The sequence below is a fragment of the Hydrogenophaga sp. UC242_53 genome (assembly GCF_042696965.1).
GTDB lineage: Bacteria > Pseudomonadota > Gammaproteobacteria > Burkholderiales > Burkholderiaceae_C > Hydrogenophaga.
In genome coordinates this window covers 4,396,585-4,412,498 of the sequence record NZ_CP170552.1, presented here as the reverse complement: position 1 = coordinate 4,412,498, position 15,914 = coordinate 4,396,585, and the positions used below count along the sequence as shown (strand labels likewise).

The following is a 15,914-nucleotide window of genomic DNA, read 5'->3' as shown; positions in this document are numbered from 1 at the left end:
GAACACCATGGCATTCAACCTGCCGAACAAGGACCGCCTGCACCGCCTGGGCGCGCAGCTGGGCATCGACGTGGACGCGGACTATGCGCAGACCGTGCTGGACATGCTGGCGCCGCTGGTGCCCGAGTTCCGGGCCCTGGACCGCCTGCCCAACGAGCCCCTGCCCGTGCACTACCCGCGCGCCGGCGGCAGCCGTCCCGAGCCGCGGGACAACCCCTGGGGCGCCTGGTGGATGCGCACCGACATCCAGGGCGCGGCCCAGGGCAAGCTGGCCGGCCTGCGCCTGGCGATCAAGGACAACGTGCAGATCGCGGGCGTGCCGATGATGAACGGCGCCTCGCTGCTCGAAGGTTTTGTGCCCGACGGCGACGCCACGCTGGTCACGCGCATCCTCGATGCCGGCGGCCACATCGTGGGCAAGTCGGTCTGCGAGTATTTTTCGTTCTCCGGCGGCAGCGCCACCAGCGCCACCGGCCCGGTGGAGAGCCCGCGCAACCCGGGCCACACGCCCGGCGGCTCCACCACCGGCAGCGCGGCGCTGCTCGCGGCGGGCGAGGTGGACCTGGCGATCGGCGCCGACCAGGCGGGCTCGATCCGCATCCCGGCCTCGTTCTCCGGCATCGTGGGCCTCAAGCCCACCTACGGCCTGGTGCCCTACACCGGCGTCATGGGGCTGGACTACACGATCGACCACGTGGGCCCGATGGCGCGCGACGTGGCGGGCGTGGCCCTGCTGCTGGAGGTGATCGCCGGCGAGGACGGCATCGACGGGCGCCAGCGCAACGTGCGCGTGGAGCGCTACACCGAGGGGCTGGACCAAGATGTGAAAGGCCTGCGCATCGGCGTGGTGAAGGAGTCGTTCGGCCTGCCCGAATCGCACCCGGGCACCGACGCGGCGGTGCGCGCCGCCATCGACGCCCTGCGCGCGGCCGGTGCGATCGTGGACGAGGTGTCGGTGCCGTGGCACCGCCACGGCTTCGCGATCTGGAGCGCGATCGCCAACGAAGGCACGTACCACACGCTGTACGGCGGGCAGGGCGCGGGCCACCTGACCACGGGCGCCTACCCGCTCGCGCTCATGACCGCGCTGGGCGGGCTGCGCGAGCGCGCCAACGAGATGCCGCACACGCTCAAGATCGGCATGCTGCTGGGCGCCTACGTGCACCAGCAGTACCAGGGCCGCTATTACGCGAAGGCGCAGAACCTGCGCCGCCGGCTGCGCCAGGCCTACGACGACGCGCTGGAGGGCCGCGACCTGCTGCTGATGCCGACCACGCCGTTTCCCACGCTGCCGATCCCGCCGGCCGACGCGGGCGTGGCGGCCGTGATCCAGCACAGCTGGACCATGCTGGCCAACACCAGCGCGTTCGACCTCACCGGCCACCCCGCCATCAGCGTGCCCTGCGGCGAGACCGACGGCAAGCCGGTGGGCCTGATGCTGATCGGCCGCCACTTCGACGACGCGCTGGTGCTGCGCGCGGCCGCCGGCCACGAGCGGCTGCACGCCGGCTGATCGGTTCAGGCGTCCTCCATCGCCCGCACCGTGCCCTGGACCACGGAGGACTGGGGCAGCGCGGTCTGCGGCGCGCGGTTCACGTCGAAGCTGAAGACGTCGGGCCGGCTGTAGTGCCCCGCGCCGTCGGCGAAGAACTTGGCGAACGCGATCATGGACAGATCGAGATCGGCAAAGATCACCGCTTCGGTGTCGCGGTGCGGCTCGGCGAGCCATTTGCCGTTGGGTCCCATGAAGCCGCTGATGCCACCGCCCTCGGTGGGGGCGTCCGGGCCCGGCTTCATGCCGAGCCGCTCGACGATCTCTTCCGACACGCGGCCCTGCACCAGGATCACGTAGGTCTGGGCGCAGATCGCATGCGCGGCGGCCAGCGTGGTCGAGTAGTGGTCGAAGTCGCTCGCGTTGGGGTCGCCATGGGTGGCGTTGATGGCCGGCCAGGAGGCGACGTGGATCTGTTCGCCCATGGCCGCGAGCGCATGGCGGTTCAGGTCCATGCTGTGCTCGAAGCAGATCAGGCCGCCCACCTTGGCGAAGCCGGTGTCCACCACGAAGACATCGCGGCCGTCGCCGCGTCCCCACACGGTGCGCTCGGCATTGGTCGGGTGCAGCTTGCGGTGCCGGGCGACCAGCCGCCCTTGCGGCGAGAACCAGGCCATGGTGTTGTACAGCGTGCCGCCCTCCCGTTCATTGACCCCCAGGCAGACCCAGATGCCCACCTCGCGGGCCGCCGCGGCGATCTGGTCCGCCTGCGGGCTCGGGAACTCGATGGCGTTGCGGTACAGCTCCGCGAACAGCGGCGCCGCGTACTTCGAGGTGTGGGACCAGATCCAGTGCGGGTACCCCGGCAGGAAGGTTTCCGGAAAGGCGACGAGGCGGGCGCCGCCGGCCGCGGCCTGCTGGATGAACGCGATCGTGCGTTGAACACCGGCCTCGAGATCGAGGAAGGGCGCGGCGGCATGAACGGCAGCGACGCGCACGGATTCAAAGGAAGTGGTCATGGTGTGAGCCTGTGTGAGAACCCCGCGAACCTTGCGGTGGCCGGATCATCTGCGGGCGGTCCCCAACGGGTCTATCGGAATCGCTTCGCCGTTGTCAAAATCGTTCCATGAGCACACCCTCCCTTCCGTGGCCGGATGATGTCTTTCTGCCCGGCCAGACCCACGGCATCGCGCAGCGCTCGGAAGTTCAGCTCCTGCGGGAGAGCGCATCCCTGCGGTGGCGAGGCCTGTATGCCTCGCTGGTCCAGGAGGCGCCCTGGAGCGCGGACCTGCCGGTGGCGTCGACCGCAGGCATCGCCTACTGCGTGTCGACGGCCAGCCCGGTGGCGCGCACGCTGTCCCGGGTGCGCCGGGAAGCGGTGCTGAGGCCGCGCCAGTTCAGCGTGTTGCCCGGCGCATCCACGAGCCGATGGGCGATCTCGGGCCGCCCCCGCATCCTGCACCTCTATGTCCACGACGCCATCTTTCGGCAGGTGGCCGACGAGCTCTACCGGCGTTCTTCGTCGGTCGGTGAGCTCATCCCCCGGCTGTGCACGCACGACCCGGTGATCGCCCACCTGGCCGAGACCACCCTCGAGCTGCTGTGCGAGGGCGACGCCGCCAGCCCTTACCAGGCCGATCACCTGGCCCACATGCTGGCGAGCCGGCTGCTCAGCCACCATTCCAGCCTGACGCCACGAAAGAGTGCCACGGTCCCCGGGCCGCGCGTGCACCGCTGGCGGCGGCTGCTCGATCACATCGAGGACCATCTGGCGGAGGATCTCTCGTTGGAGGCCATGGCCGAGCGTGCCGGCCTGCCCGCGACCCAGCTGTGGCGGTCGTTCCGCGCGCACCTGGGCACGAGCCCGCACCAGTACATCCTTCTGCGGCGCCTGGAGCACGCCAGGCGCCTGCTGGAAGACGGCACGGAGCCCATCGCCGAGATCGCGGTGCAGAGCGGGTTTTCCAGCCAGAGCCATCTGGCCAGCGCCTTCAAGAAACACTTTCAGACCACGCCCGCCCAGCATCGCCGCCAGCGGCGGGGCTAGGCCTCAGTGCCGGCGCGGCGCGCGCACCTCGCCCAGGGCCGTGCGGTAGGCGCGCGGTGAAAGCCCGGTGGCCTTGCCGAACACGCGGGCCAGGTGCTCGGCGTTTGAAAAGCCGCTCTGGCGCGCCACCACCTCCATCGTCAGCGACGTGGTCTCCAGCAGGCGGCGCGCCTGCGCCACGCGCAACTCGGTCACGTACTGCAGCGGCGAGCGGCCGGTGGAGGCCTTGAAGCAGCGCATGAAGTGGTACTTGGTGAGCCCGGTCTGGGCCGCCAGGTCGTCCAGGCTCAGGTCCTGCGCGAGCTGTTCCTTGATGTGGTCGATCAGCCGCGCGAGCTGGGCCGAGGGCAGCTTGCGCACCGCCGGGCCGGCGGGCGCGCGCGTGTTCCATTGCCGCGCCAGCTCGTTGGCGATCACGGTGCAGTAGCTGTCCACCAGGATCTGCGGGCTGTCCGCCGAGGCCTGCTGCATGAACTGCGTGAGCGCCTGGTAGATCATCGGGTTGGCGAAGCCGCGCTGCGACAGCTCCCACAGGCCGTCGTTCGGATTGCGGTGGCCCAGCTCGTCGAGCAGCGCGGCCAGGTCGGTGGCCGAGAGCGCGAGCAGGGTCACGTCCGCGAAACCGTCCTTGAGCCAGCGGTAGGCGTTGCCCGCGGGGAAGAGGTGCAGTGGGTGCGGGTGGCTGCTGAAGTGGTCGCGAAAGCCCCAGCCGAAATCGAACAGCGCGCGCTTGAGCCGGTACTGGTTGGCGGCCAGCAGCACCACCTCGTCCAGCGGCGGGATGTCCACCGTGTGGGCCTCGAAGGTGCAGTGAATGAGGCGGCCCCGGCACCGGCCGCCCAAGGTCGTGACCTGGTCCAGGTGGAAGTTGGGCGAGCGGGACAGCACATTCGCCAGGTGCGGTGCGACGGTGTTCATGGGCAGCTTGCGATCACCCTTCCGGCCGCCAACGTGCCGGGCGCCTGATTCTGCCACCCCACCCGCTGACAGGCTGGTGTGGAGGCGGGTACCCGCCTCAGGCCTGGGGCCAGACGGCCCAGTGGTTGTCGATCTGCAGGCGCTCGCCGCCGCGCGTGCTGGTGCGGGCCTCGGTGCCTTCGGGCGCGCACCACACGCCTTCGGCGCCGCTGGCCCACCAGTGGCCCTGGTCGGCCGCGAGCGCATAGGCCTCGCGGTGCGCGAGGTTCTGCGACCAGCGCGCGTCAGCGCCGAACAGGGCCAGTGCGTCCGCGCGCGGGCAGCTCACCACGAAACCGCCTTCGGGCAGGGCGCAGATGTCGCCGCCATAACCCTGCACCGCGGGCTGGGCCAGCGAGGCCTGCAGGCGCTGGCCGTTCCACGCGGCGAACACCGGCGCGCGCCGCTTGGCCTCGGCATCGGGGTGCTCGGCCTGCAGCGCGATGCCCACGGTGCGCGACACCGGGTCCCAGGCCAGGTGGCGGATGCTCAGGTAGGGGTCGTCCAGGCGCCACTGACCCAGCACCGCGCCGTCGCGCGGGTCCAGCGCCACCAGCGAGGCGTCCATGCGGTCGAGCTGGCGCTTGCTGCGCCCGGTCTCGGGCAGCGTGGGGGATGCCGCCGTTGGCGACCAGCAGGCTGCCGGCCGGGATCTCGCCCATGCGCTGCGGCAGCACGATGAGCTCGTGCGGGTCCATGCCCTGCGTGGCCCACTCGGCGGACTTCTCCAGCGTCTTCGCGTCGCGCGTGGCCAGGCGGCCCTGCGCGGTGTCGAGGTCGGTTTCGGTGGTCCAGACCGTCTGGCGATCGGGGCTGGCGACGGCGTGGCCGTTGAAGCGGCGGTCGTCCTCGATCCAGTGCCATTGCGTCTGCCCGCTCACCGGATGCCAACGCAGCAGCCAGTCGCCCGGGCGGCGCGCGGCGGCCAGCACGCTGCCACCGGCCTCGAGCAGCAGGCCGTGCGCGCGCGTGGGCACGGCGAGCGAGCGCTGCACCGACCAGCGCGCCCCGTCCACCGCGATCACGCCGATGCGGTGTTCGTTCGAGGTCTGCCAGGCCGAGATCAGGCGCGTGCCCGCGCTGCGCGCGGCCCAGGCCGGCGCGAGGCCCATGGCCGCCATCGCCACCAGCCACTGGCGGCGCGACAACAAGAAGGCGGTGTCAGTCTCCATCGGCATCCGAGAACCCGAGTGGCACATCCAGCGCGGCCGCGACCTCGTTCTGGAACAGCACGGTCACGGCCTTCATCGACTTCGTGAGCGCGAGCAGCTCGCGCTCGCTCGAGCGCGGCGTGAGCTTGTCCATGCCCGCCGTCACCTGGTCCAGCGCCTGGCCCCATTTCTGCGCCAGCGCGAGCTGGCCGCGGCCCATGAGCAGGGCCTCCATCGGCACCAGGGCCTGGCCGGCGGCGGGTGGTTGCGCACCGGGGGGCAGGCGGCCTTGCTGGCGCAGGCTCTGCCATTGCGCGCGCCAGTCGCGCAGGTTGCTCTCGCGGTCGAGCCGGGCGTAGGGCACCGGCGCGCCCTTGGCCGCGTTGCCGGTGGTCTGGTGGGTGGTGATGGGTTTTTCGATGTGGGCCCAGCGCAGCCGCTCCAGGCCGGCGAGCCACTGGTTGACCCATTCGGCCAGCGAGGCGGTGGTGACCTCGGGCTCGTCGTCCCATTCCTTCGTGGCCCATTGGCCGAGTTCGTCGTTCAAGGCGCGCGCCTCGGCGGCGATGCCCTGCGCCACCAGCTCGGCGTAGCGGCAGGCCGGGGCCGGCGCGGGCTGGCGGCTGCCGACCCACTGGTTCAGCAGCAGTTCGAAGGCGGGAAAGCCTTTGGCGGGCGTGCCCACGCGCTCCATGTCCGCCAGGGTGTTGGGCGCCTTCTCCATCGAGCGGCGCAGCAGGTCCGGGCGGGTGGGCCAGAAGTCGATCTGGCGCTGCGAGCGCCGCGCGATCAGCGGCCCCACGGCCGGCGTGGACAGGGTCTCCCAGCTCACCAGCGTGTCCTGCCATTGCGCGCGCAAGGCCGGCAGCGTGGCCTGGCCTTTGCAGTGTTGGGCCGTGGTCTCGACCAGGCGATCGGCCTGGGCCTGGAAGTCGCGCGCCAGCGGCGGCAGGTGGTGCGTGTACACGCCCTGCAGGGCCTGCTCGGCCGAGTAGTAGGGCGCGGCCACGATGGGGGCGTTCTGCGCCGCCGCGAGGCCGGACAGCGTGAGGCCCAGGGCCAGCGCGGTGGCGCTGCGAAGGAAGGCAAAAGCAGACGTTGTCATAGCGACTCCACGAATTTCACGAGCGCGCTGCGGTCGGCCCGTTTCATCTTGAGCACCTGCTCCTTGGACGCCTGGGCCTCGCCGCCGTGCCAGAGGATGGCTTCGAGCACGCCGTTGGCGCGGCCGTCGTGCATCAGGCGGGTGTGGCCGTTGACGTCCTTGATGAGGCCGATGCCCCAGAGCGGCGGGGTTTTCCACTGGCTGCCGCTGGCGAGGTAGTCCGGGCGGCCGTCGGCGAGGTCCGGGCCCATGTCGTGCAGCAGCAGGTCGGTGTAGGGCCAGATGCGCTGGCCCTTGAGGGCGGGGCTGGTGAGCGGCGGAAACGGGCCTTCGGCCGTGACGTAGCTCGGGCGGTGGCAGGCCGCGCATTGCGCCTGCGCGAACAGCGCCTGGCCGCGCAGCACCTGCGGGTCGTTCACGTTGCGCCGCGCCGCCGGGGCCAGCGTGGCCTGGTAGAAGATCACCTGACCCAGGGTCTCGTCGTCGATCTCGGGTTTCAGCGCGGTCGCGTTGGCCGCCGGCACGATGCCGTCGCGGCCTGTGGTCTTGCCGCCGCCGTGCGGCGCGGCCAGGCAGTCCTTCTGCGTGGGCGTGCAGGTCTCGTGCGGGAAGGCGTTGGAGGTGATGCCGATGTCGCCATGGAAAGCCCCGGCGGTCTGGTGCGCGAGGGTGGCGACGTTGGCCTTCCAGCCCAGGCGCCCCAGGCGCTCTTCCTGCGCGAACACGTCCCACACGCGGTTGGGCTGGCCCTTGATGGGGCCGGGCGCGGCCGCCTGTTCGCGCGCGTTGCGCAGGATCTCGGCATCGGGAATGGCTTCGATCAGGCCGATGCCGGCGAGCTGCGGTGCGATGCGCGGGCTGACCATGAGGCCGGGTGCGAACGGGCCGTAGGCGAGGTCGGTCAGCTTGTAGATCGGCTTTTGCAGCGTGTAGCGCGTGCCGTCCGCGAAGCGGCCGTGAATGGGTTGTTGGCGGATCTCGACCCGGCCCTCGGGCTTGACGCCCTGGATCGCCGCGTTGTTGAACTGGTCACCGTACACCGGGTCGGGCCGCACGCCGGCCTTGGGGTCGGGCGTGCCGGCCACCGACAGGCGCATGAGCAGCGCCACCGTGCCTTCGGGCTCGGGGCCCAGCGTGTTCTTCCAGGCCGGCGGCTCGCCCCGGCCATCGAGCACGTGGCAGCCCGCGCAGGACCGCGCGATGAAATGCGGGCCCAGGCCGTCGCGCGCGGTGGTCGACGCCGGTGCCTCCACCCAGTTGCGTTTGAAGAACGAGTTGCCGATCACGAAGCGCGTGCGCCCCGGATCGTCCAGGTTGGCCAGCGGAAACGAGAACGCGTTCTTGCCGGTGGCGTAGACCGTGGTCGCGCCACCGGTCTTCTCACCCAACGGGTCGGGCGCTTCGTCGGCGTGCAGGACGAGCGCGGTGGAGCCGCAAAACAGGACCCCCATGGCGAGCGCAAGGCGCGTGGCTGTGGGAAGGAGCGACATGATGAAGGCCTAGACAACAGAAGAAACGTCAATCCAGAGGGGTCAAGGGTCCGGCTCCGCCGGCCCGAGACCCCGTCCCCCCTCCCAGCGCCGAAGGCGCGCCAGAGAGGGGGGAAGCCGCGCAGCGGCGCAGGGGGGTGTTCCGAATCAAGGCTCCACGAGGGTCAGCTTGGCGATGCCCACCGCGCTGGCCGATTCCACCAGCAGCTTGGACTGTTCCACCAGGCTGGCGACGGTCTTCTCGATCGCCGGGCGGCCGGCCGAACCCTTGGCGATGGCGCGGTCGAACGGGGCGGGAATGGCTTCGGCACCCGCCACCGAGGCGGCGATCTGCGCGGTGGTCTTCTCGGCCAGGTCGGCCTTCTTGGCGGCCACCAGGTCGCGCACGCCCGGGCCTTGCAGCACGCTGCCGTCGCGCTTCTTGTACTGGCCCAGCCACACGTTCTGGATGCCGGTGGCGTTGGTCACGATGTCGCGGTGCGTGTTGTCGGAGAAGCAGGAGTGTTCGTCTTCCTGGTCCTGCGAGTTCAGCGCCACTTCCATGCGCTCACCCGAGAGTTCGCCGCGCGAGAGCGAGCCCAGGCCCACGATGATCTTGCGCACCGATTCCTTGCCGCCCTTCTCGAAGCGCGCGCGGTAGTTCTTCTGGCCGGGCGCCCAGGCCTTGACCAGGAAGTTCAGGTCGTCCACCAGCAGCTCGGTGGCCACGGTGAGGAACTGGCGGCGGCGGTCGGCGTTGGGGGTCTTGCCGTCCACATAGTCCTCGAACGAGCGGTTGCCCGGGCCGGTTTCGCTCAGGTCCTGGCCCCACAGCAGGAATTCGATCGCGTGCCAGCCGGAGCTGATGTTCTCTTCACCACCGCGCTCGTTGAACTTGGCCAGGTTGGTCTTGGTGATCTTGAACTTGGTGTTGGCGATCAGGCCGGCTTTGGGCTTGCCCTGCACGTAGTCCACATAGGCTTCGTCCAGCGGCCAGGCGTTGATCTGGCCTTCCGGGCCCTTGTCGTCGTCGATCGGGCCGCTGTAGAAGCGGAAGGCCTCGGTCTGGCCGTAGAACTCGCGGGCGCCCAGCCAGGCCTTGCGCGCGGCGGCCAGGCCGTCGGCCGAGGGCGCGGCCACGAAGGCCTTGATGGTGGTCTGCATCTCCTGCGCGGCGGCCAGGGTGTCGCTGTAGTTGGCGTGCACCAGCGCGGCGTAGTGCGTGGCCACGGTGGCGTAGGTCGCGGCGGCGGGTGCGCTCGTGGCCGCGGGAGCGGCGGCCTGGGCGTGGGCCGGTGCGTGCAGCAGGGACAGGGTGGCCGACAGGGCCAGAACGAGCAGGGTGGGTTTCATGGCGGAAGGGCTTGGAGTGAAGGAATCGGGCCGGCAGCGCCGGTGGGTCTCACAGTGTAAATGAGAATGATTCCTGCTCTATATCCAAGACCCGGCCGCCGATGGGCCCATCGGCGGTGCTCTTGACCTGCGTCAAGCGCGCATCAGGGCTTCGATCTCGTCGGCCTTCACCGGCACGTCGCGCGAGATGAGTTCGCAGCCGGTCGCGGTGACGATGGCGTCGTCCTCGATGCGGATGCCGATGTTCCAGAAATGCTCGGGCACGCCTTCGCCTGGCCGCACGTACAGGCCGGGCTCGATGGTGAGCACCATGCCGGGGCGCAGCACGCGGCTGGGCCGGTCCTTGATGGTCTCGCCGCTGAGCGGGTCCTGGCGCTCGCTCACGCTGCCCAGCTCGGAGGGCTCCACGTAGCTGCCGCAGTCGTGCACGTCCATGCCCAGCCAGTGCCCGGTGCGGTGCATGTAGAACGGGAAGTAGGCGCGGTGGGCGATCACGTCCTGCGCGTTGCCGACCTTGTTGCGGTCCAGCAGGCCGACGTCGAGCAGGCCCTGGGCCAGCACGGCCACGGTGGCCTCGTGCGGATCGACGAAGCGAGCGCCGGCCTTGGTGGCGGCCACGGCGGCGTCCTGGCTGGCGAGCACGAGGTCGTACAGCGTGCGCTGCGGGCCGGTGAAGCGGCCGTTGGCGGGAAAGGTGCGGGTGATGTCGCTGGCGTAGCCGTCGAGTTCGCAGCCGGCGTCGATCAGCACCAGCTCGCCGCTGCGGATCGGCGCGGCGTCGGCGCGGTAGTGCAGCACGCAGGCGTTGGCGCCGGCGGCCACGATGCTGCCGTAGGCCGGGTACTGCGAGCCGTGTTCGCGGAAGCTGTGCAGCAGCTCGGCGTCGAGGTGGTACTCACGCACGTCCTGCCCGGCGCGCAGCATGGCCGCGCTGCGCTGCATGGCGCGGATGTGGGCCTTGGCGCTGATCTGAGCGGCGCGGCGCATGGTGGCCTGCTCGAAGGCGTCCTTCACCAGCCGCAGTTCGTCGAGGATGCCGCAGAGGTCGCGCTGCGATTCGGGGCACAGCGCGCCGTAGCGCACGCGCGCGCGCACCGGTTGCAGCCAGCCGTTGATGCGGCTCTCCAGCCCCGCGTGCGTGGCGAAGGGGTACCACACGGTCTGGCGGTTCTCCAGCAATTTGGGCAGGCGCTGGTCGAGTTCGGCGACGGAAAACGCCTCGCTCACGCCCAGGTGTTCCGGTGCGGCTTCGGGGCCCAGGCGGATGCCATCCCAGATCTCGCGCTCCAGGTCCTTGGGCTGGCAGAACAGCGTGGTCTGGCCCTCGGCGGTGATCACCAGCCAGGCATTGGGCTCGGTGAAACCGGTGAGGTAATAGAAGTAGCTGTCGTGCCGGTAGATGAAATCGGTGTCGCGGTTGCGCGGCCGTTCCAGCGCGGTGGGCACGATGGCGATGCCGCCGGGCCCGAGCTGGGCGGCCACGCGGGCACGGCGCTCCGCGTACAGGGTGGTGTGGGTGGTGGAGTCCATGCGGGCCATTGTCGGCGTTTTGGCGCGCGCCGTGGGGCGTGGGGATCAGCCCGCGGTGTTCAGTTCCGCGAGTCGCTCTGGGGTGCCCACGTCCACCCAGGGGCCGGTGTAGAGCTCGGCGCTCACCAGGCCGGCGTCCATGGCGCGGCGCAGCAGCGGCGCCAGCGGCTCGGCCGTGCCCTGCGGGTTGCCCGGCACGATCTCGCACCAGGGCGCCTCGAACAGCTCGCGGCGGTACAGGCCGATGGTGCTGTAGGTGTGGCGCATCTCGGCCTCGTTGAGCGCCAGGCCCTCGGCGCTCAGGCCGAAATCGCCGCGTGGGTGGTGCGGCGGGTTGGGCACCAGCCAGAGATGGGCGAGCAGGCCGCTGGCCTTGAAGCGGGCCACGCTGGTCGGCGTGAAGGCGAACTCCGGCGCGTACACGTCGCCCGCGAGCACCCAGAACACATCGCCCAGCAGCGGCAGCGCGCGCGCGATGCCCCCGGCGGTCTCCAGCGCGTAGCCGAAGTCCTGGCCTTCGCGCGAGACGGTCACCTCGGTGCCCGGGTGCTGCGCCTGCCAGTCGGCGCAGAAGGCGTCGATCTGTTCGCCCAGCCAGGCGGTGTTGACCACCAGGCGCCGGAAGCCGCCGGCCAGCAAGGCCTCCATCGGCCATTGCATCAAGGGCCGGCCCTGCACCGTCAGCAGAGGCTTGGGCGTTTCGTCCGTCAAGGGGCGCATGCGCATGCCACGCCCGGCGGCAAGCAGCATGGCCGGGATGGGGGCGGTGGCAAGTCGGGTCATGGGTGTTGGACGGTGGGCGTACCGGGTTCACAGGGCCCGACGCATCCGGAATTATGAGCGCCTGCGCGCGGCTCGGCCGGCCGTCGGGGGCGCCGGTCCGGGCGGCCCGATAAAATCCCCTGTTTTGCGCCGCCGCGCAATTGTTCCTTCCTCATACCCTCCCCCAGCACCCCATGTCCGACGCCGCCAGCACCCCCACCCGCACCGCCCCCGCCGCTTCGGCCGTGACCGCCCAGACCCAGGCCAACGCCATCCGCGCCCTGGCCATGGACGCGGTGCAACAGGCGAACTCGGGCCACCCCGGCGCGCCCATGGGCATGGCGGACATGGCGGCCGCCCTCTGGGGGCGCCACCTGCGCCACAACCCGACCAACCCGCAGTGGGCCAACCGCGACCGTTTCGTGCTCTCGAACGGCCACGGTTCCATGCTGATTTACGCGCTGTTGCACCTCACGGGCTACAAGCTGCCGATCGGCGAACTCAAGAACTTCCGCCAGCTGCACAGCAAGACCGCCGGCCACCCCGAGGTGGGCATCACCCCCGGCGTGGAAACCACCACCGGCCCGCTGGGCCAGGGCATCACCAACGCCGTGGGCATGGCGCTGGCCGAGAAGCTGCTGGCGGCCGAATTCAACCGCGATGGCCACGCCATCGTCGACCACCACACCTACGTGTTCCTGGGCGACGGCTGCCTGATGGAAGGCATCAGCCACGAGGCCGTGGCCCTGGCCGGCGCCTGGAAGCTCAACAAGCTGATCGCGCTGTACGACGACAACGGCATCTCGATCGATGGCCAGGTCACGCCCTGGTTCATCGACAACACCGCGCTGCGCTTCACCGCCAGCGGCTGGAACGTGATCGGCCCGATCGACGGCCACGACACCGACGCCGTGGACCGCGCGATCGCCGACGCCAAGAACAAGGCCAGCATGGGCACCTTTGGCCCCACGCTGATCATCTGCAAGACGCACATCGGCAAGGGCAGCCCGAACCGCGCCAACACCGCCAAGGCCCACGGCGAGCCGCTGGGCGGCGAAGAGATCCAGCTGACCCGCGAGGCCCTGGGCTGGATGCACAAGCCCTTCGAGGTGCCGCAGGACGTGTACGCCGCCTGGGACGCCAAGGCCGCCGGCCAGGCCGTGGAGGCCGACTGGAACGGGAAGTTCGCCGCCTACAAGGCCGCTTTCCCCGAGCTGGCCAAGGAGTTCACCCGCCGCATGAAGGGCGAGCTGCCGAAGAACTTCGCGCAGGTCGCGGTGGACGCCGCCGTGGGCGCGCACACCAAGGCCGAAACCGTGGCGCAGCCGCAAGGCCAGCCAGCTGGCGCTGGAGACCTTCACCGCCGCGCTGCCCGAGCTGCTGGGCGGCAGCGCCGACCTCACCGGCTCCAACCTCACCAACACCAAGTCCACCCCCAGCCTGCGTTTCAACATGGCCGGTGACGTGGTGAAGAACGAGCAGGGCCAGGGCGGGCGCCACATCAACTACGGCGTGCGCGAGTTCGGCATGGCCGCGATCATGAACGGCGTGGCGCTGCACGGCGGCTTCATCCCCTACGGCGGCACCTTCCTCACCTTCAGCGACTACAGCCGCAACGCCATCCGCATGGCCGCGCTGATGAAGCAGCGCGTGATCCACGTGTTCACGCACGACTCCATCGGCCTGGGCGAAGACGGCCCGACGCACCAGTCCATCGAGCACGCGGCCAGCCTGCGCCTGATCCCCAACCTGGACGTGTGGCGCCCCGCCGACACGGCCGAGACCGCTGTGGCCTGGGCTGTGGCGCTGGAGAACGCCAGCCGCCCGACCGCGCTGCTGCTCAGCCGCCAGAACCTGCCTTACGCGCCCAAGAACGACCTGGGCCACATCAGCCAGGGCGCCTACGTGCTGGCCGAGCCGGCCGAGGTGGGCCTGAAGAAAAAGGCGCAGGCCGTGATCATCGCCACCGGCTCCGAAGTGCAGCTCGCCCTGAAGGCGCAGGAGCTGCTGGCCCGCGAGCACAAGATCGCCGTGCGCGTGGTCTCCATGCCCAGCACCACCACCTTCGACCGCCAGACCGCCGCCTACAAGGCCTCGGTGCTGCCGGCCGGCGTGCCACGCATCGCGGTCGAGATGGGCACCACCGACGGCTGGTGGAAGTACGGCGTGGCCGCCGTGGTCGGCATCGACACCTACGGCGAATCGGCCCCGGCGCCGGTGCTGTTCAAGCACTTCGGCTTCACCGAGCAGAACGTGGCGGACACGGTGCGCGCCGTGCTCGCGAAGTGAATTTTGGTTAACCCTTTTTTGAAACCCTCCAGGAGAGACGAGACATGACGATCAAGATCGGCATCAACGGCTTCGGCCGCATCGGCCGCAACGTGCTGCGCAGCGCCATCCAGAACTTCAACGACATTGAAGTGGTGGCGATCAACGACCTGCTCGAGCCCGACTACCTGGCCTACATGCTGCAGTACGACAGCGTGCACGGCCGCTTCAAGGGCACGGTCTCGGTCGAAGGCAACACGCTGATCGTCAACGGCAAGAAGATCCGCCTGACGCAGGAGCGCGATCCCGCCAACCTCAAATGGAACGAAGTCGGCGCCGACGTGGTGATCGAATCCACCGGCCTGTTCCTGGACAAGGTCACGGCCCAGAAGCACCTGGACGCGGGTGCGAAGAAGGTCATCCTCTCGGCGCCTTCCAAGGACGACACCCCGATGTTCGTCTACGGCGTGAATGACAAGACCTACAAGGGCGAGGCCATCATCTCCAACGCCTCGTGCACCACCAACTGCCTGGCGCCGATCGCCAAGGTGCTCAACGACAAGTGGGGCATCAAGCGCGGCCTGATGACCACGGTGCACGCGGCCACGGCCACGCAGAAGACGGTGGACGGCCCGAGCAACAAGGACTGGCGCGGTGGCCGCGGCATCCTGGAGAACATCATCCCCAGCAGCACGGGCGCGGCCAAGGCCGTGGGCGTGGTGATTCCCGAGCTCAACAAGAAGCTCACGGGCATGAGCTTCCGGGTGCCGACCAGCGACGTGTCGGTGGTGGACCTGACGGTGGAGCTGAACAAGGACGCGACGTACGAAGAGATCTGTGCGGAGATGAAGGCGCAGAGCGAAGGCGCCTTGAAGGGCGTGCTGGGCTATACGACCGACAAGGTGGTGGCGACGGATTTCCGGGGCGACACGCGCACCTCGATCTTCGATGCCGACGCCGGCATCGCGCTGGACAAGACCTTCATCAAGGTCGTGAGCTGGTACGACAACGAATGGGGCTACTCCAACAAGTGCCTCGAAATGGTTCGCGTTGTCGCCAAGTAAGCGCAAGCTCACTCGACTTGAAAAAGCGCCTTCGGGCGCTTTTTTCTTGCCCGGTTCACCTCGGCGACAAGCGCGCATTGACACTAGACCGACCGGTCTATAGATTGCGCCCCATGACCGACACCCCCACCCCCGGCACCCGCGAACGCCTGATCGCCGCCATGACCGACGCCCTGCGCCGGCGCGGCCTGCACGGCATCGGCCTGACCGAACTGCTGGCCCAGGCCGGCGCGCCCAAGGGCGTGCTGTACCACCACTTTCCCGGCGGCAAGACCGAACTCGCCGTGGCCGCGATCGACGATGTGGTCGCGCGCATGCTGGGCTGGCTGGACGGCCTGCTGGCCAAGGAGGGCGACCCGATCGAAGCCGCGCGGCAATGGATGCAGGGCGCGACCCAGCGCCTGAGCAGCACGGGCTTTCACGCCGGCTGCCCGCTGGCGACCGTCGCGCTGGAGAGCACGCCCGACGACCACGCGCTGCGCGAGGCCCTGGCGCGGGCCTTTGCCACCTTGCGCGAGCGCATCGCGCTGGCGCTGGAACAGGCCGGCGAGCCGCGCGAGTCGGCCCGGGGTGTGGCGGCGCTGATCGTCGCCACCTACGAAGGCGGGCTGTTGCAGGCGCGCGTGGCCCACAGCACCGAACCCATCCAGCAGGCCGTCCAGACGCTGCTGGGCCTGCTCGCCGCGCGCCGCCCGCGCGAAACGGGCACCACTTGA

The 15,914-nt window shown here is 70.0% G+C and carries 12 protein-coding genes and 2 pseudogenes; 5 read left to right on the top strand and 9 right to left on the bottom strand.

The genetic code is table 11. The annotated features are described in order from the left end of the window. The first annotated feature begins 7 nt into the window (after positions 1–7). Positions 8–1,513 (top strand): amidase, encoded by a 1,506-nt coding sequence (locus ACFJI0_RS22195; RefSeq protein WP_382322340.1) that lies wholly within the window; start codon positions 8–10, stop codon positions 1,511–1,513. 5 nt (positions 1,514–1,518) lie between these two features. Here the strand turns inward: ACFJI0_RS22195 and ACFJI0_RS22190 are convergent, their stop codons facing one another. After that, complete coding sequence (locus tag ACFJI0_RS22190; RefSeq protein ID WP_382322339.1) at positions 1,519–2,511, bottom strand: carbon-nitrogen hydrolase family protein; 993 nt, start codon at positions 2,509–2,511, stop codon at positions 1,519–1,521. 107 nt (positions 2,512–2,618) lie between these two features. On the opposite strand from ACFJI0_RS22190, the gene ACFJI0_RS22185 reads away from it, so the two are divergent. Further along, entirely contained in the window at positions 2,619–3,539 is a 921-nt protein-coding gene (locus ACFJI0_RS22185) for a helix-turn-helix domain-containing protein (RefSeq protein WP_382322338.1), read from the top strand. 3 nt (positions 3,540–3,542) lie between these two features. Here ACFJI0_RS22185 and ACFJI0_RS22180 read toward each other — a convergent pair whose 3' ends face one another. From ACFJI0_RS22180 to ACFJI0_RS22145, 8 genes and pseudogenes are all read right to left on the bottom strand, one after another. Further along, a complete protein-coding gene (locus tag ACFJI0_RS22180; protein WP_382322337.1) occupies positions 3,543–4,457 on the bottom strand; it encodes a helix-turn-helix domain-containing protein in 915 nt (304 codons plus the stop codon). A 97-nt stretch (positions 4,458–4,554) separates the two neighbouring features. After that, positions 4,555–5,064: a DUF1513 domain-containing protein gene (locus ACFJI0_RS22175; RefSeq protein ID WP_382322336.1), complete on the bottom strand. Its 510-nt coding sequence runs from the start codon at positions 5,062–5,064 to the stop codon at positions 4,555–4,557. A gap of 106 nt (positions 5,065–5,170) precedes the next feature. Further along, positions 5,171–5,608, bottom strand: a pseudogene (locus ACFJI0_RS22170) (DUF1513 domain-containing protein); the annotation flags it as partial. Positions 5,609–5,657: 49 nt separating this feature from the next. Continuing rightward, a complete protein-coding gene (locus ACFJI0_RS22165) occupies positions 5,658–6,752 on the bottom strand; it encodes an imelysin family protein (RefSeq protein ID WP_382322335.1) in 1,095 nt (364 codons plus the stop codon). After that, complete coding sequence (locus ACFJI0_RS22160; protein WP_382322334.1) at positions 6,749–8,203, bottom strand: di-heme oxidoredictase family protein; 1,455 nt, start codon at positions 8,201–8,203, stop codon at positions 6,749–6,751. Before ACFJI0_RS22160 ends, ACFJI0_RS22165 begins: the two co-directional genes overlap by 4 nt. Before the next feature lie 186 nt (positions 8,204–8,389). Continuing rightward, positions 8,390–9,574: an imelysin family protein gene (locus ACFJI0_RS22155; protein ID WP_382322333.1), complete on the bottom strand. Its 1,185-nt coding sequence runs from the start codon at positions 9,572–9,574 to the stop codon at positions 8,390–8,392. Positions 9,575–9,706: 132 nt separating this feature from the next. Further along, a complete protein-coding gene (locus ACFJI0_RS22150) occupies positions 9,707–11,104 on the bottom strand; it encodes an aminopeptidase P N-terminal domain-containing protein (protein ID WP_382322332.1) in 1,398 nt (465 codons plus the stop codon). Between the two features lie 45 nt (positions 11,105–11,149). Then, positions 11,150–11,854: an NDP-sugar synthase gene (locus tag ACFJI0_RS22145; RefSeq protein ID WP_382325778.1), complete on the bottom strand. Its 705-nt coding sequence runs from the start codon at positions 11,852–11,854 to the stop codon at positions 11,150–11,152. Between the two features lie 299 nt (positions 11,855–12,153). On the opposite strand from ACFJI0_RS22145, the pseudogene tkt reads away from it, so the two are divergent. The 3 genes and pseudogenes from tkt to ACFJI0_RS22130 all read left to right on the top strand — a co-directional run bounded on the left by tkt (position 12,154) and on the right by ACFJI0_RS22130 (position 15,914). Beyond that, positions 12,154–14,155: pseudogene (gene tkt, locus ACFJI0_RS22140) on the top strand (transketolase). A gap of 44 nt (positions 14,156–14,199) precedes the next feature. Continuing rightward, on the top strand, positions 14,200–15,198 hold the full coding sequence (gene gap / locus ACFJI0_RS22135; RefSeq protein ID WP_382322331.1) for a type I glyceraldehyde-3-phosphate dehydrogenase: 999 nt from the start codon (positions 14,200–14,202) through the stop codon (positions 15,196–15,198). A gap of 113 nt (positions 15,199–15,311) precedes the next feature. Further along, positions 15,312–15,914 carry a TetR/AcrR family transcriptional regulator gene (locus tag ACFJI0_RS22130; RefSeq protein ID WP_382322330.1) on the top strand — a complete coding sequence of 201 codons (603 nt, stop codon included), beginning with the start codon at positions 15,312–15,314 and terminating at the stop codon, positions 15,912–15,914.

Excerpts from the sequence above, each read along its gene's own strand:
- ACFJI0_RS22195 (WP_382322340.1), top strand. The coding sequence starts at position 8 with ATGGCATTCAACCTGCCGAACAAGGACCGCCTGCACCGCCTGGGCGCG.
- ACFJI0_RS22190 (WP_382322339.1), bottom strand. The coding sequence starts at position 2,511 with ATGACCACTTCCTTTGAATCCGTGCGCGTCGCTGCCGTTCATGCCGCC.
- ACFJI0_RS22185 (WP_382322338.1), top strand. The coding sequence starts at position 2,619 with ATGAGCACACCCTCCCTTCCGTGGCCGGATGATGTCTTTCTGCCCGGC.
- ACFJI0_RS22180 (WP_382322337.1), bottom strand. The coding sequence starts at position 4,457 with ATGAACACCGTCGCACCGCACCTGGCGAATGTGCTGTCCCGCTCGCCC.
- ACFJI0_RS22175 (WP_382322336.1), bottom strand. The coding sequence starts at position 5,064 with ATGGACGCCTCGCTGGTGGCGCTGGACCCGCGCGACGGCGCGGTGCTG.
- ACFJI0_RS22165 (WP_382322335.1), bottom strand. The coding sequence starts at position 6,752 with ATGACAACGTCTGCTTTTGCCTTCCTTCGCAGCGCCACCGCGCTGGCC.
- ACFJI0_RS22160 (WP_382322334.1), bottom strand. The coding sequence starts at position 8,203 with ATGGGGGTCCTGTTTTGCGGCTCCACCGCGCTCGTCCTGCACGCCGAC.
- ACFJI0_RS22155 (WP_382322333.1), bottom strand. The coding sequence starts at position 9,574 with ATGAAACCCACCCTGCTCGTTCTGGCCCTGTCGGCCACCCTGTCCCTG.
- ACFJI0_RS22150 (WP_382322332.1), bottom strand. The coding sequence starts at position 11,104 with ATGGACTCCACCACCCACACCACCCTGTACGCGGAGCGCCGTGCCCGC.
- ACFJI0_RS22145 (WP_382325778.1), bottom strand. The coding sequence starts at position 11,854 with ATGCTGCTTGCCGCCGGGCGTGGCATGCGCATGCGCCCCTTGACGGAC.
- gap (WP_382322331.1), top strand. The coding sequence starts at position 14,200 with ATGACGATCAAGATCGGCATCAACGGCTTCGGCCGCATCGGCCGCAAC.
- ACFJI0_RS22130 (WP_382322330.1), top strand. The coding sequence starts at position 15,312 with ATGACCGACACCCCCACCCCCGGCACCCGCGAACGCCTGATCGCCGCC.